The sequence below is a fragment of the Acinetobacter lanii genome (assembly GCF_011578285.1).
Taxonomy (GTDB): Bacteria; Pseudomonadota; Gammaproteobacteria; order Pseudomonadales; family Moraxellaceae; genus Acinetobacter; species Acinetobacter lanii.
This window is the reverse complement of sequence record NZ_CP049916.1, coordinates 449,367-466,193: the sequence shown is the minus strand read 5'-3', so window position 1 is coordinate 466,193 and position 16,827 is coordinate 449,367. Positions and strand designations below refer to the sequence as shown.

General features: G+C 41.2%; 17 protein-coding genes. 9 read left to right on the top strand and 8 right to left on the bottom strand.

Going from position 1 to position 16,827, the window contains the following annotated elements; genetic code table 11:
• Window positions 1-44: 44 nt before the first annotated feature.
• On the bottom strand, window positions 45-902 hold the full coding sequence (locus G8D99_RS02190) for a 23S rRNA (adenine(2030)-N(6))-methyltransferase RlmJ (protein WP_166322186.1): 858 nt from the start codon (window positions 900-902) through the stop codon (window positions 45-47).
• 116 nt (window positions 903-1,018) lie between these two features.
• Between G8D99_RS02190 and G8D99_RS02185 the strand changes: the two genes are divergently transcribed.
• Window positions 1,019-1,621, top strand: coding sequence for a 2OG-Fe(II) oxygenase (locus tag G8D99_RS02185; protein ID WP_166327462.1), 603 nt, complete (start codon window positions 1,019-1,021; stop codon window positions 1,619-1,621).
• 60 nt (window positions 1,622-1,681) lie between these two features.
• Window positions 1,682-2,209, top strand: a complete 528-nt coding sequence (locus G8D99_RS02180) for a hypothetical protein (protein WP_166322184.1) — start codon at window positions 1,682-1,684, stop codon at window positions 2,207-2,209.
• A gap of 238 nt (window positions 2,210-2,447) precedes the next feature.
• Here G8D99_RS02180 and G8D99_RS02175 read toward each other — a convergent pair whose 3' ends face one another.
• From G8D99_RS02175 to G8D99_RS02155, 5 genes are all read right to left on the bottom strand, one after another.
• Window positions 2,448-2,705, bottom strand: a complete 258-nt coding sequence (locus G8D99_RS02175) for a DUF2789 family protein (RefSeq protein ID WP_166322182.1) — start codon at window positions 2,703-2,705, stop codon at window positions 2,448-2,450.
• A 119-nt stretch (window positions 2,706-2,824) separates the two neighbouring features.
• On the bottom strand, window positions 2,825-3,070 hold the full coding sequence (locus tag G8D99_RS02170) for a DUF2789 family protein (RefSeq protein ID WP_166322180.1): 246 nt from the start codon (window positions 3,068-3,070) through the stop codon (window positions 2,825-2,827).
• Between the two features lie 169 nt (window positions 3,071-3,239).
• A complete protein-coding gene (locus G8D99_RS02165) occupies window positions 3,240-4,226 on the bottom strand; it encodes a malate dehydrogenase (protein WP_166322178.1) in 987 nt (328 codons plus the stop codon).
• Window positions 4,227-4,385: 159 nt separating this feature from the next.
• Window positions 4,386-5,048 (bottom strand): ribonuclease T2 family protein, encoded by a 663-nt coding sequence (locus G8D99_RS02160; protein WP_454923391.1) that lies wholly within the window; start codon window positions 5,046-5,048, stop codon window positions 4,386-4,388.
• 41 nt (window positions 5,049-5,089) lie between these two features.
• Window positions 5,090-7,003, bottom strand: a complete 1,914-nt coding sequence (locus tag G8D99_RS02155; protein WP_227554385.1) for a lytic transglycosylase domain-containing protein — start codon at window positions 7,001-7,003, stop codon at window positions 5,090-5,092.
• A gap of 353 nt (window positions 7,004-7,356) precedes the next feature.
• On the opposite strand from G8D99_RS02155, the gene miaB reads away from it, so the two are divergent.
• The 4 genes from miaB (at window position 7,357) to G8D99_RS02135 (ending at window position 11,823) form a co-directional block, all read left to right on the top strand.
• Entirely contained in the window at window positions 7,357-8,814 is a 1,458-nt protein-coding gene (gene miaB / locus G8D99_RS02150) for a tRNA (N6-isopentenyl adenosine(37)-C2)-methylthiotransferase MiaB (RefSeq protein ID WP_166322176.1), read from the top strand.
• Window positions 8,815-8,853: 39 nt separating this feature from the next.
• Window positions 8,854-9,966, top strand: a complete 1,113-nt coding sequence (locus tag G8D99_RS02145; protein ID WP_166322174.1) for a PhoH family protein — start codon at window positions 8,854-8,856, stop codon at window positions 9,964-9,966.
• Between the two features lie 19 nt (window positions 9,967-9,985).
• Window positions 9,986-10,468: an rRNA maturation RNase YbeY gene (gene ybeY, locus G8D99_RS02140; protein WP_166322172.1), complete on the top strand. Its 483-nt coding sequence runs from the start codon at window positions 9,986-9,988 to the stop codon at window positions 10,466-10,468.
• 263 nt (window positions 10,469-10,731) lie between these two features.
• Window positions 10,732-11,823, top strand: coding sequence for a mechanosensitive ion channel family protein (locus G8D99_RS02135; protein ID WP_166322170.1), 1,092 nt, complete (start codon window positions 10,732-10,734; stop codon window positions 11,821-11,823).
• 353 nt (window positions 11,824-12,176) lie between these two features.
• Here the strand turns inward: G8D99_RS02135 and G8D99_RS02125 are convergent, their stop codons facing one another.
• Window positions 12,177-13,058: an energy transducer TonB gene (locus tag G8D99_RS02125; protein WP_166322168.1), complete on the bottom strand. Its 882-nt coding sequence runs from the start codon at window positions 13,056-13,058 to the stop codon at window positions 12,177-12,179.
• Between the two features lie 231 nt (window positions 13,059-13,289).
• Between G8D99_RS02125 and G8D99_RS02120 the strand changes: the two genes are divergently transcribed.
• The 3 genes from G8D99_RS02120 to G8D99_RS02110 all read left to right on the top strand — a co-directional run bounded on the left by G8D99_RS02120 (window position 13,290) and on the right by G8D99_RS02110 (window position 15,562).
• A complete protein-coding gene (locus G8D99_RS02120; protein ID WP_166322166.1) occupies window positions 13,290-14,021 on the top strand; it encodes a hypothetical protein in 732 nt (243 codons plus the stop codon).
• A gap of 158 nt (window positions 14,022-14,179) precedes the next feature.
• On the top strand, window positions 14,180-14,893 hold the full coding sequence (locus G8D99_RS02115; RefSeq protein ID WP_166322164.1) for a DUF3108 domain-containing protein: 714 nt from the start codon (window positions 14,180-14,182) through the stop codon (window positions 14,891-14,893).
• A 93-nt stretch (window positions 14,894-14,986) separates the two neighbouring features.
• Window positions 14,987-15,562, top strand: a complete 576-nt coding sequence (locus G8D99_RS02110) for a xanthine phosphoribosyltransferase (protein WP_166322162.1) — start codon at window positions 14,987-14,989, stop codon at window positions 15,560-15,562.
• A gap of 78 nt (window positions 15,563-15,640) precedes the next feature.
• On the opposite strand, the gene G8D99_RS02105 is transcribed toward G8D99_RS02110, so the two are convergent.
• Window positions 15,641-16,618 (bottom strand): aliphatic sulfonate ABC transporter substrate-binding protein, encoded by a 978-nt coding sequence (locus tag G8D99_RS02105; RefSeq protein ID WP_227554341.1) that lies wholly within the window; start codon window positions 16,616-16,618, stop codon window positions 15,641-15,643.
• Window positions 16,619-16,827 lie beyond the last annotated feature (209 nt).

Sequence of the window (16,827 nt, the reverse complement as noted above, 5' to 3'; positions counted from 1 at the left end):
GTAACCTTTGTCTTAAATTGAAATTTAAATCCCAATGTTAGGGATTATTCACCAACCAACCAACGAACAGCGGCGTGACCACCATTTTCACTCATACGTAAATGCGGGAATAACCACTGTAGAGCTTCATCCGCATCTTCTGAGAATTTCCAAGGTGGATTGATCACTAGTAAACCACAGCCATTTAAGCCCACTGGGGTATCATCTGGCCATACGCAGATTTCACACACCAATTGACGGCGAATACCGGTTTTGATCATTTTCTTCTCAAAACGATCAATCATGGCGCGGTCTTTAATTGGGTACCATACTGCGTAACAGCCTGTTGGCCATTTACGATAGGCTGCACACAATAATTCAACCAATTGTGGGAAGTCTTTACGTTCAAGTTCGTACGGCGGGTCAATCATTACTAAGCCACGTTTTTCTTTTGGTGGAATCACACCTAAAAGACCTTCATAGGCATCACGCTCATGCAAACCAGCACGGCGGTCACGAATATTCATATACAACTGTTGAAACACATCACGTTGCATTTCAAAAATCGTGGCTTTGTCCATCTCACGCATGCCTTCTAAAGCAAACCATGGAGAGCCTGGGTAAGCGCCTTTGCCTGAGCCTTCACGCATCTCATTGACAATTTTAAGATATTGTTGAACGCCTGCAGGGGCATTACGTGTAATCGAGTCATCAAGTTTAACTAAACGATGAATACCATTTAAAAACTCACCTGATTTCTGAGCTGCAGAGGTCGACAAGTCATATTTACCCGCACCACCATGCGTATCCACATAGCGATAAGGTTTATCTTTTAAGTTCAGACGGGTCAATAATTGCAGCAATAACACATGTTTCATGACATCGGCAAAGTTGCCTGCATGGAAATGGTGACGGTAATTCATGTTCAGTTTAATTCCTAAGTTCAATCGACATTTTAGCACGAAAAAAAAAATCTTCACTGTCCATCGAATGCACTAAGATATTCAGTCATTATTTTGAGCTTTTTTTAGTGGCTAACGTGGACCATATTTCTCTCCCGCAAACATGGGATATCGATCAAATTATTGAAGATTTAGATCATCAAGGCTTTTGCTTGATTGATGATGCTTATTCTTCAGAATATATGCAGACATTGGTACAAGAGTGTACCGCACACCTGAATGAATTTCGCGATGCAGCCATTCAAAATGGTGTGGTGAGTAATATTCGAAGCGATCATATCTTATGGATTGATGAACAATTGGCCTATGCCCAACAGCATATTCAGGCCTTAACCGCATTATCTGAACAATTGAATCGGGCTTTTTATTTTGGCATTCGAGAAGTCGAAGCACATTTTGCTTGCTATAACGCAGGTGAGTTTTATGCCCTGCATCGCGATAATCCACAAGGTAAAAATGGTCGGGTTGTTTCCTCTGTGTATTATTTACATGAGCAATGGCACGCCGATTGGGGCGGTGAGCTGCGCTTACAAGATAAACAAGGTGAATGGCATATCATTCCCCCGAAACCCAATCGTATCGCGCTATTCCAAAGTGATCTGTTACATGAAGTATTAAAGTCAAAACAACAACGTTTGTCGATTACCGCGTGGCTTCGTAGCCAAGATTCAATCTGGTGATCCTTTAAATTTTGAAAAGCATCCTCATATAGAGGGCATGAATAACTGAGGATTTTACCGATGCGAGACAACGCTAAACAAATTATTGAACGTATTGGTGAAACGGATCAATTATTTTTACAAGAAAACACCCCTGAATTGGCTTTAGAACGTGCTGATCTACGTTTGCAATTGGTGAAAATCAGTCACCACCGTCAAGAACAGATTCACTTTCTTCAAGAAGGGATTGTGCTGTTAGAGCAAGCACGCATTGAATATGCTGAAATGCCGATGCGCACCTATATCAATCTGTCTTTGCATTTAGCCAAAGCCTATATGATGTATTTCGACATCACCAAAGAAGAGCGTTTTGCTTTAATTACCAAGCAAATTTTAAAACCTTTGACCTGTCATGATCATGGTGAAGTGTTTTTAATGTTGGCTTCAGCATGCGCAACCAAAAATGAAACGGCTTTGGCACGCCATTGGTTGAAGAAATACAGCAAAACCAGTGATTTTGATTTAAACCATTTGCATGAATACGCGATTTTCGATCAATTCAAAACCGAAGCTTGGTTTATGGAAATGATTAAAGCCAAATTAAATTAATTCATATTCTTGATTTTAATTGAATAACCGAAAAAAAACGCCTCTAATGAGGCGTTTTTATTGTTGTGCAGGCGATTGAACTAAATATCATTTATTATGAAAAAGATTGTATTGCTCCCTCTGTAACCACTCCATTAAATTTGATCCATTTTGCATCAATTGAAATTCATTTTTTAGCTGTCTCGGTTGTAATTTTTTCATCGAGCAATTGAAACTGAATAACTTAACTATTTAATTTTTAAACCGCTTGTAGTCGATTGGCATCCATATGCAATTGCTGATTCAGTTCATCAATCCACATCACCCAGTCATCATCTTGAATCAAATGACTGATGAGAAAATCGCGCTGTGATTTATTCCAAAATGGCGCATCATGCAGATTCTCATTGGCTTTGAGTTGATGGGTACGCACGTAGAGTTCGATTGCTGCGGCACTATTGGCCAGTCCTAATTGAGAAAACAACAATTCCAGTGAGGGTTTTTGTTTGAGATTCATACGACCTCCTTATCAAACTTATTGTCATTTATTATTCAATTAACTTATAAGAATATGCAGAAAAAACCTAGCACATTTGCTAGGTTTGTTGTTTCAAATTGTGATTAGGGTTTATGTAATTATTCCACACCATCATTCGAATGCAGTTGTGCATTCAGGCTATCGACTACCATCGCCCATTCATCATCTTTTTTCCAATGACTGATAATAAAGTTGCGCTGTGCTTCCGTCCAAAACGACGCGTGATGTAATGCAGTATTTTGATCCAGTTGGTGGGTTTGAATAAATTGTTCAATCCCCGCTTCACTTGCATCTAACCCCAACTGTTCAAACAGTAATTCAATGGTCGGCTGTTCATCAAACATAGCTATTCCTTTCAATTTTTATTGTTCAGCTCAAGCTTAACTTTAAATCTTTTGTCTGTTCGTTAAGTCTCTATCTGTACATGTTATTTTTTGTTTTTAAATTTTCTTGAAGGATAAAAAAAGCACCCCAGAATGGAGTGCTTTTTCAACTTAATCTAAAACGATTAAATTATTTAAGCATGTCAGCAACTGCTGCACGCTCTTCTTCAAGTTCGTTCAATGTAACGTTGATACGTTCACGGCTGAACTCGTCGATTTCTAAACCTTGAACGATTTTGTATTCACCGTTTTCAGTGGTTACAGGGAAACCGAACATTACGCCTTCAGGGATACCGTAAGAACCGTCAGAAGGAATACCCATTGTTACCCATTTACCGTTTGTGCCAAGTGCCCAATCGCGCATATGGTCGATTGCAGCATTTGCAGCAGACGCAGCAGAAGATAAACCACGTGCTTCAATGATTGCAGCACCACGTTTACCAACAGTTGGAAGGAACACATCTTTGTTCCAAGCCGCATCGTTGATTTTGTCTTTTAAGCTTTCGCCGTTTACAGTTGCGAAACGGTAGTCAGCATACATGGTTGGAGAGTGGTTACCCCAAACAGTCATTGTTTCGATATCAGAAACAGCAACACCCGCTTTTTGAGCAAGTTGAGTTAACGCACGGTTGTGGTCAAGACGTAACATTGCTGTAAAGTTTTTCGCTGGAAGATCTGGCGCAGATTTCATAGCGATGTAAGCATTCGTATTCGCCGGGTTACCTACAACAAGCACTTTAACGTCACGGCTCGCAACTTCGTTAAGTGCTTGACCTTGACCGATGAAGATTTCGCCGTTCACTTTAAGTAAGTCAGCACGTTCCATACCAGGACCACGTGGACGTGAACCAACTAGAAGCGCGTAGTCCGCATCTTTGAATGCAACTTTAGGATCATCAGTACCGATCATGCCTTCTAAAAGAGGGAAAGCACAGTCATCTAATTCCATCATTACGCCTTTAAGCGCAGCTTGAGCTTTCTCAACAGGAATTTCTAATAATTGAAGGATCACTGGTTGATCTTTACCAAGCATTTCACCGCTTGCAATACGGAACAATAAGCTGTAACCAATTTGACCAGCTGCGCCAGTTACGGCAACACGAACGGCTTGCTTCATCTAATTATCTCCAATTGATGAGAGTCAATGCGGTTAAATAGTTAATCCATTTAACCTAATAATCATAAACGCGAATGATTGTACTCCAATCATTCTTGGGATGCATATCCCTTCCACAAAAGTCTAATAGGAAATACATATAAATTGTGTCAAAAACAATCAGTAAGAGCCCTTGATATAGAAGTGATTTGGGCAATTTGAAAGCACCTGGCTTGAGCATTGTTTGTACAAACCATTGGTCTTATAACAGATCTGAATTCCAGTCAAAAGCGTTGTTTTACCTGAGTTTTGGCATATAAATCGTATACTTTCTCTGTGCATATTGGGATTTAATTTTAAAAACTGACTCTTCAGCGTATTCAGCTGCACGAATTTGTTTTCTACGCCGGTTAAGTCTGTCGGAATTTTAAGCTTGTCGGCTTTATTGATAATATCTCTAAAGTACTGACTTGCGGTGAGTCCTGTACACCCCCCGATGCCATACCATAAACGATTTCTCGCATTTTCATCGGGCATAACACGTGCCACCACCTTATCTTGTAATGGTGATAAATTCGGTGACGTAGTGGTATTGCAATGTTGCTGTGTAGTTTCTGGAATCAGTCCAGTAATTGTGAGTGAATACCCTTCTAGGCACTTACGTTGCTTTTTCTTACTGGTGTCCAGTGAACACACAGCTGGCGTCATTTGCACTTGCATTACATAACCTTGCAAACCCACAGGCGCAGCAATGCTCTGCGCAATCGGCAAAGTGCATCCGACATTGACTAAGGTAAGTGCCATGCCATGAGCTAAAGAGCGATGAAGGCGGAGAGGTTTCATTGCAAGCCATCAAATCCTAAACAAAGAGAGAGCAGATAGAATTAAGGGGTACTACGGATTGGAATGGTTGGCATTCGGCTTTCAATGGCTTGTGGCCCCTGTCCCAGTAAAATTCCGTAATGCGCGGCATTGGTCATGACTTTTTTGACGTAATCTCGAGTTTCATTCAAAGGAATCGATTCAGTGTATTGATCTGCCGAAATGCTTTGAAATTCCGGTTGCCAACGGCGCGCGCGGTTTGGCCCTGCGTTATAACCTGCGGTTGCGAGCACTGGACTATTGCTCAATTGGCTCTGAATGGTCGACAGATAATAGGTGCCATAACGAATATTGGTATTGGTATCGGTCAAGGCTGCGGGATTATAAGTTTCACCCATTTTACGTGCCACCAGTTTTGCAGTATCAGGCATGATTTGCATCAAGCCCCCTGCTCCAACATGCGACCGGGCATGGGAAACAAAACGACTTTCTTGGCGCATCAAACCATAGGCCCAAGAGGGATCAATCCCGGCATTCTGACTGTGACTGACCACTAAATTACGGTGTGGTGTCGGATAACGGTATTCATAGTTGTGTTTAGACACGGTGCGATCTGCTGCATAGATAGCACGGTCGTACCAACCCATATCGGTTGCACGTTTTGCTGCCGCCAATAAAAGACCATCATCTTTTTTCAAATAGGCCTGACGGACAGCCCAATTCCACTCACGGTTAATATAGCTGTCCGCTGCATTGATATTTTTTAAGGTAAATGCACGGCGGAAATGAATATCTTGATTTAAGCGTTGTAAATCACTAGAGCTCGGCTGTGTTTTTTGTTGACCTTCGTTATAGCGAACTCCCAAATGATCTTTGGCCAACAGATGATGATACTCATCGCCCGCAGCAGCAAGTCGTTGGTAAATACTTTTCGCCGCTTGTTGTGAGGCTTTGTCACTGCGATTTTCAGATGCACGTGCCAACCAATACTGCCAACGGTCTTCTTGTTTTTGCGAGACCGTCATACTGTCGATCGCTCGAATGACACTTTCCCATGCGCCAAACCGTACCGCTTGACGAGCATAAATTTCTGCTTCTTCTGGGGTAAAAGGCACTCCATAGCTGGCATCAAAACTATTCAGCACTTCACGGTTAAAGTTGTTTTTCATTACCGTTGTACCACCAATGTAGGCCACGGTACGGTATAAATATTTTTGAATATCCGCAGGAACACCTTGCACCAATTTCGGCACGGTCTGTAATGCGGAAGTTAAATCAGTATTGGCTGCCCGACCCAAAGCAAAAATCAGATAAGCATAGTCAGTGGCATTGGCTTTAGGCGCTGACCATAGATAGTTCAGTGGATTGGCCTGAATCTGATTCAGTTGTGACAACGACAAGGTCACACCTATCGTTTGCGCTGTACTCACAGCCAATCCTGATTGACCTGCACGTAACTGTGCATAGAGTCGTTGCTGACGATCTGATGTGGTCATCAGTGGACTCGACATCATTAAACGACCTAGACCATTACACGACTCAGGCTGACTTTCGGTTTTAAACCAAATGTCTTTATATTCTGCATAGACCAGCGGATCACCGGATTTGGCACGTACTTGCGCCACAGCACAGGTTTCAGCTTGGTCAGGATTGGTGACATATTGAATCACTGGCTGTGCACTAGCAAAGTCTGCTTGTTTGACTTTTTCTTCCACATAGTCGGCTGCCAATTTTTCCGCCATAGCTGATTGCGGATAGCGCTGTGCAAAGCTGGTAATACTACTGGGTGACTGAAAACCCAAATTTGAATTTAAAGCCCAGTATTCTGGGTAATAACCTAACGCATCATTTTGCATCGCGATACGATATTGTTCGAGCTGGGAGACATTGCCAGAATTGGCTACGCGCAAAGCATCATTAAACTGCTCTTCTGCTGCCTGTGCTACAGGTAAGCTAGATAAAGCAATGAAGCCCAAAACATAGGGGGTTAAAGGGTGATGCTTCAATGATTTTTTCGACACGCTTTTTACTCTCAACTCTTTTTGTGTATTGCTTGTTTCTGAACGCGCATCTTTATCTGTTTTAATGCGTGTTGCAATCTTTCACTGTAGTTTAATTACTCAAACGACAATGTATTGTTCTGTTATGTAAATTGCTGATTCGATTCTATTAATTTATACCATTTTTCACACAATTAGGGTGAAATAACAGGCTATATTTATTTTTTCATCCCTTTGTCATAAATACTGTAAAATATTCGGCTTTATTGAAGTTCGATTGAGCTTCAGTTCCCCAATTTAATTTCCCTTTATATAGGATAAACGCCTTCATGACGGTTGAAACCTTCATTCCCAATAGTGCCCAAGCTGCCTCAGAAAACACTGTTACCCAGCCACAGCACACCCCAGCCATCGATGGAACAGTGAAAAAACTGTATATCGAGACGCAAGGGTGTCAGATGAATGAGTATGACAGTCATCGTATGGCAGATTTATTGGGTGATTCTCACGGTTATGTGCTGACCAAAGACCCGAAAGACGCCGACATTTTACTCATGAACACCTGTTCGATTCGTGAAAAAGCACAAGAAAAAGTGTTCTCTGAATTGGGTCGCTGGCGCAAACTGAAAGAAAAAAATCCAGACTTGATTATTGGTGTCGGTGGCTGTGTGGCGTCGCAAGAAGGCGATAACATTCAAAAACGTGCCAACTATGTCGATATGATTTTTGGTCCACAAACCTTGCACCGTTTACCGCAAATGTTGGATCAACATTTCGACCAAGTGGAGAAACCAAAAAAAGATAAAATTAAACTGGTCGATATTTCATTCCCAGACATTGAAAAATTCGACTTCCTGCCTGAACCGCGTGTTGAAGGCTATAAAGCTTTTGTTTCAATTATGGAAGGCTGTTCGAAATATTGTTCATTCTGCGTGGTTCCATATACGCGTGGTGAAGAAGTTTCTCGCCCACTCGATGACGTATTGGCTGAAATTGCAGGTTTGGCTGAAAAAGGCGTGCGTGAAATTTCATTACTCGGTCAAAACGTGAATGGCTACCGTGGTGAAACCTTTGAAGGTGAGATTTGTACCTTTGCAGATTTACTCCGTTTAGTGGCTGAAATCCCAGGGATTGGCCGTTTACGTTATACCACCTCTCACCCGCTTGAATTTAACGATGACTTGATTGAATGCTATCGTGACTTACCCCAAATGGTGTCGCATTTGCATTTACCGGTTCAAAGCGGTTCAAATGACGTCCTTCAAGCGATGAAGCGTAACCACACCATTGATGTCTATATCGATAAAATTAAAAAGTTACGTGCAGTGCGTCCTGACATGCATTTGTCATCTGACTTTATTATTGGTTTCCCAGGTGAAACTGATGCGCATTTCGAAGAGACCTATCAGTTTATTCAAGATTTAGACTTCGATCATTCTTACAGCTTTATCTATTCAAAACGCCCAGGGACACCTGCTGCTGAATTGGAAGATACGATTCCGGAAGAAGTGAAAAAAGAACGTCTTGCTAAAGTCCAAAAATGGATTAAACGCTCAAGTATCGATAAAACAGATGCGATGCTCGGCACCATTCAACGTGTATTGATTGAGAAAGTCTCTGATAAAGATCCAAATCTATTGGTCGGTACAGCTGACAACACTCGTTATGTGACCTTTATTGGGGATGCATCATGGTTAGGACGTTTTGCCGAGATCGAGATTACTGAAATTAAAACTTTGAATTTAGTTTACGGCGAACTCTTGAATCTTGAACCTGACGTGGCGTAATGTAAGGGTATAGATTTAACTGACCCAAAAGGATATCTCTTGACTGCAGCGATTCGACGTACAGTGGCTTTTCCCGGGATTTCAATGGATCGTTTACAAAGCATGCTCGGTGCGTATAACGGTCACTTGAAACAAATCGAACAACGTTTAGATGTCAAAATAGCCCATCGTGGTGATAGCTTTTATATCGACGGTGGAATAGATGAAGTGGAGAGAGCGGAAAGTCTGTTACAGCGACTGCATGCAGAAGCCGAGATATCCTCTCAAATCAGTGCCGACATGATTCATTTACTGATTCAAGGCAGTCAGACCGATCGTGAGCTACAAGAAGATCTGTCTGATAACGAGCATACCGGTTTGGACGATGTGTGGTTGCAAACCCGTAAGGGTCGGATCAATCCACGCGGTGCCAACCAAAAACGTTATGTACAGCGTATTTTACAAAGTGACATTTCTTTCGGGATCGGTCCTGCAGGAACAGGTAAAACCTATCTTGCCGTGGCAGCCGCCGTCGATATGTTGGAGCGTAATGAGATTCAACGGATTCTTTTAGTGCGTCCTGCGGTGGAAGCCGGCGAAAAACTTGGTTTCTTACCGGGGGATTTGAGTCAAAAGATCGATCCTTATTTACGTCCTTTATACGATGCCTTGTATGAAATGCTCGGCTTTGAAAAAGTGGCGAAACTGATTGAACGTCAGATTATTGAAGTTGCGCCCCTCGCCTATATGCGTGGTCGTACCCTCAATCATTCTTTCGTGATTTTAGATGAAGCGCAAAACACCACACCTGAACAAATGAAAATGTTCCTGACCCGTTTAGGTTTTGGTTCTCGTGCTGTGATTACTGGTGATATCACTCAGGTGGATTTGCCACGTGGTCAACAGTCGGGTCTCGCACATTCATTACGTGTACTTGAAAAAGTCAAAGAAATTCACATTACCCGCTTCCATTCACGTGATGTGGTTCGTCACCATTTGGTACAAAAAATTGTTGAAGCCTACGAAGGCTGGGACAGTGAACAACACCGATTAACTGCTGAAGCACGTGCTGAACGTAAAGCCCGTCAAGACGCGTTAATTCAAGCCAATGATTCTGCTGCTGATGCTCAACACGATGGTGAAAACAGTCTTGAGCACACTGCGCAGGATTAAATCTGTTTAAGGACAAGTCTTGAAACTTAGCCTCTCTTTACAACAATCGTTTGAAGCACCTGAATTGGTGCTCAAACGTGCGTATTTGAAAAAAGTCATTGAAACCACCCTACGCCATATCGACACTCAAAGTAATTGCGAGATTGGTATTGCCTGTGTGGATGTGGACGAAAGCCATAAACTCAATTTGGAATACCGCGCTAAAGACAAACCGACCAATGTGTTGTCTTTCCCAAGTGACTTGCCCGATGAAATGGCGGCTGTCCTCGACAGCTTCCCGATTGGGGATTTGGTGATTTGTATTCCTGTGGTATTACAAGAAGCCATTGAGCAAAGCAAAACTCCGATTGAACATTTCACCCATATGTTGGTGCATGGCACGCTGCATTTGATGGGTTATGACCATGAAACCTCAGATGAAGATGCTGAAGAAATGGAAGCACTTGAAATTGAAATCTTAGCCAAGTTGGGTTTTGACAATCCTTATACTGAGCAAGACTAAAATTTTTCGATGCAAGCATCGGCTAACTTGCCATGAAAAGATTCAATCATTCACAGGTTGAGTGTTTAAAAGATTGAGTCGTTAAAAATTAAGTCATTAAAAGCGAGCTTCGGCTCGCTTTTTTATTGTGCTTAAGACCCATTAACATCTTCAGTAGGGATTTATAGGCAAATTTAAGCAAAAGACATGATGTCTTCCCTGTTGAGGCTGGGCTATGCTAATTTGAGTATCCAATCTCGATCTCACGATGTGACACAACAATAATGCTAGAACATTTTTTTGACGAGTTCCTCAATTCCCTGAAACGTAGCCTTTTTCTGAGTATGGGTGCGCCTGATGAACATCACTTAGACTGGAACGTCCTCGCTGCAACACTATTGAGCAAACTGTTAATTTCAGCATTACTTATTGGGCTATTTTGGCTTTTGGGTCGAGGTCTCAGTATCGTGCTGAATAGCGTTGCTCGGCGTTTCAATAGCAACCCGATCTTGATCAATATGCTGAATAACACTATTCAGTTTTTTTGGATTTTGGCGTCTATCATTACGGTGTTATCACAATTTGGGGTCTCAGAAAGTTCGCTACAAGCAGTATCAAGGGCAGCCATTGTTTCCCTGCTGTTTTATATTATTTGGACCTTGTTTACTAAACTCACCATGCGTTTTTTGGATCGTTTTTATATCGATGATTCTTTAAAACAGCTGCTACGCAATATTATTTCAGTACTGTTGGTGATTCTTGGCATCGCGGCCATCATGGCGCAGTTTGGCTTTAACATTATTTCGATTATGGCCGGTCTCGGGATTGTCGGGATTGCGGTCAGTTTTGCCGCTCAATCCACCCTCTCCAACTTTATTGCGGGCATCACCATTTTAATTGAACGCCCTTTTCAAATTGGCGATTGGGTCAGAATCAATAAATTTGAAGGACAAATCACTCAAATTTTATTACGCACCACACAAATTCGAAATCGTGACAATTTATTGATCATTATTCCGAACTCCACCGTTGCCAATGCTGAAGTCACCAATTTGACCGCGCATGAAAAAATGCGATTTGAAAGTTTTTGTCGTGTTGCTTTGCATGAAGATATTGAACGTGCACGCATGGTGATTCTAGATCGCCTCAATCAAGAAGATGAATATTTAAAAAGCCCTGCACCGAGTGTTGATGTGCATGAATTTGCTGAATCTGGCATTGTCGTGATTGTGCGCTATTGGCTGATGCCGTACCAAATGGAACGCCTGCCCCGTATTCAGGAAAAACTATTGGAACAGATTAAAGAAGCATTAAGAGATGCGCAAATTGAAGTGCCTTTCCCGCATATGAAATTACTGTCTGAACAGCCCAAATAGCTCATGCAATCCCAACAGTATGTGGTCATATTCCAAGCTTAAATTAACACATTAGATACTGAATACAATATCCTGGCACGACAACTCAGAGAAAAAGCGATTTCAGATTATCATTGTGAAAAATTTGAAAGTCTGTGTGAAGATGGGCGTGAAATCGCTTTATCTTATTGGAATCGCTTAGATGATATTCACGCATGGCATCTCGATGCAGAACATTTGCTGGCTCAAACATTAGGAAAGGAAAAATGGTATAGCCATTTCAGTGTCGAGATTTGCGAAATCCTGAGAAGCTATCAGGCATCAACGACCAATTAGAATCATCAGCCTACAATCATTAAAAGAATTAAAAGCCATCAGCGCACTTCAAATTCAGCATCAGCAGGATCAAATTTCCAAGTCCGCACAATTCTAAGCTCAGATATATCTTTCATCTTGGCGTCGAATGCCCCAAAAGGTGCACCACGGCGGACTGAATTTTTTGCTGCTTCATCTAAAATCGCATGACCTGAACTTTCAATCAAACGAATCGCGCGAATACCGCCTGATGCATTTAAAATCACCATTAGACGAACTTCACCCGAAAGACGTTGTTGTTTGGCCAAATCAGGATAATAGCGGTTGCCATAGACTTCGACTTTTTCACGGAATTTATCAAGATACCCTGCGGCAGCATCTTGCTTGGCTTGAATACCATCAATAGTTTTGATTTTTTGCTGACGACTAAAATTTTGTTGTTTCTTTAAATACTGCGCTTCTAAACTCGCCACCATAGCAGCTTTGGCTTGGAATTGACTGTTCAATTCCTCCATGGCTTTTTTACGCTCACTGAGCTCTGTTTGCTTTTGCCAACTGAGCATGGTCATCAAGACTTTTTCTTCAAATTTAAGTTCACGTTTCTGCTGGATTTGCTCCAAAGCCTCAAGCTGTTGCTCCCCTGCACTGACATCATCAGTTTGCGCAGGCATGTCTGAAGACATACGATGAGCTTCACGGAAGGTGCCACTGCCTTGCTGATCGGCTTGAGCCAGGAAATCTGCCTGTTTAATTTTGTCGACACTTGGGCGGAGCGTCACTGCAATATCTTGACTCGCCACATCACTGTTTTGCGGCATCGCAAATTGCAGCGATAAAAACAGCACATGCATCAACAATGCCAAAACCACCGCCGCCACAAAAAGTGGATCTTGCCACCATGGATGCGCTGTTCTTGGAGAGCGAAAGCTGTTGTTGATCATGACATTAATCCGACAAAACACTCGAAGCAAAATTTTGCATTGCGCTAAAATACGTTTATTCTTACATTAAGCAAAGCTATCGTGATGCACTTAATACATTCAGAATCATAATTTTAAAACCATGAAAATGGTGCATTGAATTTTGCTAAACTGCAATCTTTAAGCAGATAATTTTAAAATAATTTGCAAGATTACTGCCGAACAAAACCAAGATGATATGGAATTCCATTTATGCCAACGTTATTTTCAAATATCGCTAGACAGTTCCGTAAAGTCTATCAAAAAGCTGAAGGCTTCATTGAAGAAGAGCGTGAAATCCCCATCTCACAAGTTTTTCTCAATGCCACCTTTAAGCGTTTCGTCACCGACAACGTCTCGATCCTTGAAGACTTGCATGCCGACTTGCATGATGATTGGTTACGTCTTTACGCGACTTTAAACGTCAAAGGCATGCGCCTGATTTTGTCTGTCGATTTGAAACTGATTCAAATGGAAATGAACAAAGATATGCAACTGATTGTGTTTGAACAAATCAGTGATACAGAAATCGTGGAAGCGCAATATCCAAACATTTGGATGAAAATGGCCGTTAAATCAGCATTATTCTTTTATCAAAAAATTCTGCACAAAGACCCACTGGGCATGATTTTAGAACGCTTTGACGTGCTGAAAGTCAAAGATGAATTGTTGCATTTGGATTTAAATCGTTGGTTAGGCAAAAATCGTTCGATTATGGACACTTTAAATAAAGTCCATGTCAATCATGCTGAATTACGTGAAACTGAAATGGTGATCATTGGTAACGTGAATTTGCTCGCGATATTTAATAAGGCCAACTCAGAACGCTTTGATGAAGATGATGATATCGTCACTTTGAAAGATCTTAATAAAGATCGAGTGAAGGACAAAGCCAAAGACCAAGAAGACTTGGATGATAAAATCACTCCGATTCAACAGAAGTAATCGTTAAGCTTTTGAATACTTAATATTCGGATGGAAGTTTAAGTTACACAAATTCACAGAATGCGCATAAATCTTGATTTTTTCTTCTTTATTGGGTCGCATAATGGCTTTAAGTTTTAAAAATCAAGCGTTCATTATTCTTCGCTAAGGACATACATATGGCTGATTTAACATTGAAACACTTTGGTTTGGCAACAAGCATCACGGGTACAATGTTATTTGCAGGCTTGTCTACCCAAGCTATGGCAATGAGCCCTTTCCAAGCCAGCTACCAATTTCAATACAATGGTAAAAACATGGGTTCTGCGACCCGTACTTTGTCCAAGTCAGGCAACAGCTGGAAATATGTATTTGCAGCCAAAGCAGGTGTGATTGCCTCTGCAACTGAGACCAGTAATTTCACTTTGAATGGTAAGCAATTGGTGTCGAACAACTTTAGTCGCTCAAGTAAAATTTTGGTGCACAACAACACCATGAGTATTAAATTTAATCCGAGTGCTAAAACCATCAATACCATGAAAGACAAAGAAGCGCGTTCTTTTGCATGGCAGTCTGGGGTCTTGGATGAACTGAATGCTGAATTGCAAATTCGTGAAGATTTAAAATCCTCAGGTTTAAAATCCAGTTATTTAATGGCGGACGCCAAAGGCATTGATACACGTAAATTTGTTAAACAAGGCAATGAAACCATCAAAACCAACTATGGTACCTTTGATACCATTAAAGTGGTGATGAAACACCATAAACCGGGTCGTGATACCACCTTCTGGCTGGCTCCTAAATTGGATTACTTACCAGTGAAAGTAACCCACCAAGACAAAGACAGTTCTTACGGTTTATTGCTGACTGGCTACAAAGGGACAAGTAATTAATCTTTTTTGATCAATTTTACTTGCATTTTTCAAGATGCTTTTTAAAATACGCCTTTGCTTTACTAAGCATCTTGCCCTTAGAGGATTCTCCCCGTGCACGCACTAGAACAGAAAATCTTGAGTGAAGGTATCGTTCTATCTGATCAAGTTTTGAAAGTCGATTCTTTCCTTAACCATCAAATTGACCCTGTAATGATGCAACAAATTGGTCAAGAATTCGCGCGTCTATTTAAAGATGCCGGAATCACCAAAATCATTACAATCGAAGCTTCAGGTATTGCACCTGCAGTTATGGCAGGATTAGAACTTGGTGTTCCAGTCATTTTTGCACGTAAGTATCAATCTTTAACTTTAAAAGATGATCTTTACCGTTCAAAAGTGTTCTCTTTCACAAAACAAATTGAAAGCACCATTGCGATTTCGAAAAAGCACATCACTGCGACAGATAAAGTGCTTGTAATCGATGACTTTTTGGCAAATGGTCAGGCTGCATTGGGTCTTGCTGACTTGATCCACCAAGCAGATGCATCTGTGGTGGGTATTGGAATCGTGATTGAAAAATCATTCCAACCAGGTCGTGATTTATTGCTGGAAAAAGGCTACCGTGTTGAATCATTGGCACGTGTTCAGTCATTGGCAAATGGTACTGTTGAATTCGTTCGTGACTAATCTCTTGCGAGATGCCACGTAAAAAAAAGAGCACATTAAGTGCTCTTTTTTTTAGCTTAGAAAATTATTTTTAAAAGCTTATTTCCCCTTCCAAACATGATCTTTCAGTACTACCGAATGCGGAATTAATTTTAGACTTGCAAATAAGTCTGCAATTTTCTGTTGTTCTTGCAGGGTATTTTCATCGACCAATTTCGCTTGAACTGAGGATAAGCGATTTTCAAAAACTTTTTTGGCTACCGCTTCATCCAATCCGGTACTTTCTGCCAGAATTTTAACCGCTTCATCTGGATGCGCCTGAATCCAATCATCGGTTTGATTCAGCGTTTCAATAATCTTATGCGCTTGTTTTGAATGTGCACTTAAAAATTTTGGTGAAGATAAATAGAAACTGTATGCGGGTGGAAATTCACTGGCACTGATCAATACCTGATTATCCCCTTTTAACTGCGCTGCACTGGAGTACGGATCCCAAATCGCCCACGCATCGATGGATTTTTTATCTAAAGCGGCAAGACCATCTGCAGGCGTGAGCCAGATCGGCTGAATATCCTGCCAACTTAGATTAGCTTTATTTAAAATCTGAGCCAAGAAATAGTGCGCACTTGAACCTTTCATTAAGGCAATCCGTTTACCTTTTAAATCTTGTAAGGTTTTAATTGGGCTACCTTTGGCTAAAAGTAGACTGTGCGCATTTTTTGAATTGACTTCATAGGCCAAATAATTGATCGGCTTATTGCCCGACAGGGCAAAAATCACTGGGGTATCGCCGGTATAACCAAAATCGATCGAACCTGCATTCAACGCCTCTAACGTTTGTGGACCTGCGGGAAACTCTTTCCACTCAACTTTTACACCGGGAAAAGCCTGTTCAAAATTCTGATTCTTTTTCGCTACAATCAGTTTAAGTGCGGCTTTTTGATAACCAATATTTAAAGTCTCTAAACCAGTTTCATCCGTTTTTTGAGTCATCGTTTCAGCCTGTTGCGTTTTTTCACAAGAAATCAACGTTAAACTTAATCCAATCGTTGCGATCGCTGTCAGTACTTTTTTCAAATTATTCTCATTTTTCAATGTTTAACGATGCATTTAAACTAACCAAGAACCAGGTCAAAATAAAATATCAATTTATTCAAACTAAATTCATTGAAATGATTAAGCTCTTATGTGACCACACTGCAAATGCCAATAGATTTAAATCTCTGCATCTGTATTTACAAACCTACTGCTTAAATGTGACCGAGTTTCGGCTAGCATGAGTGCAT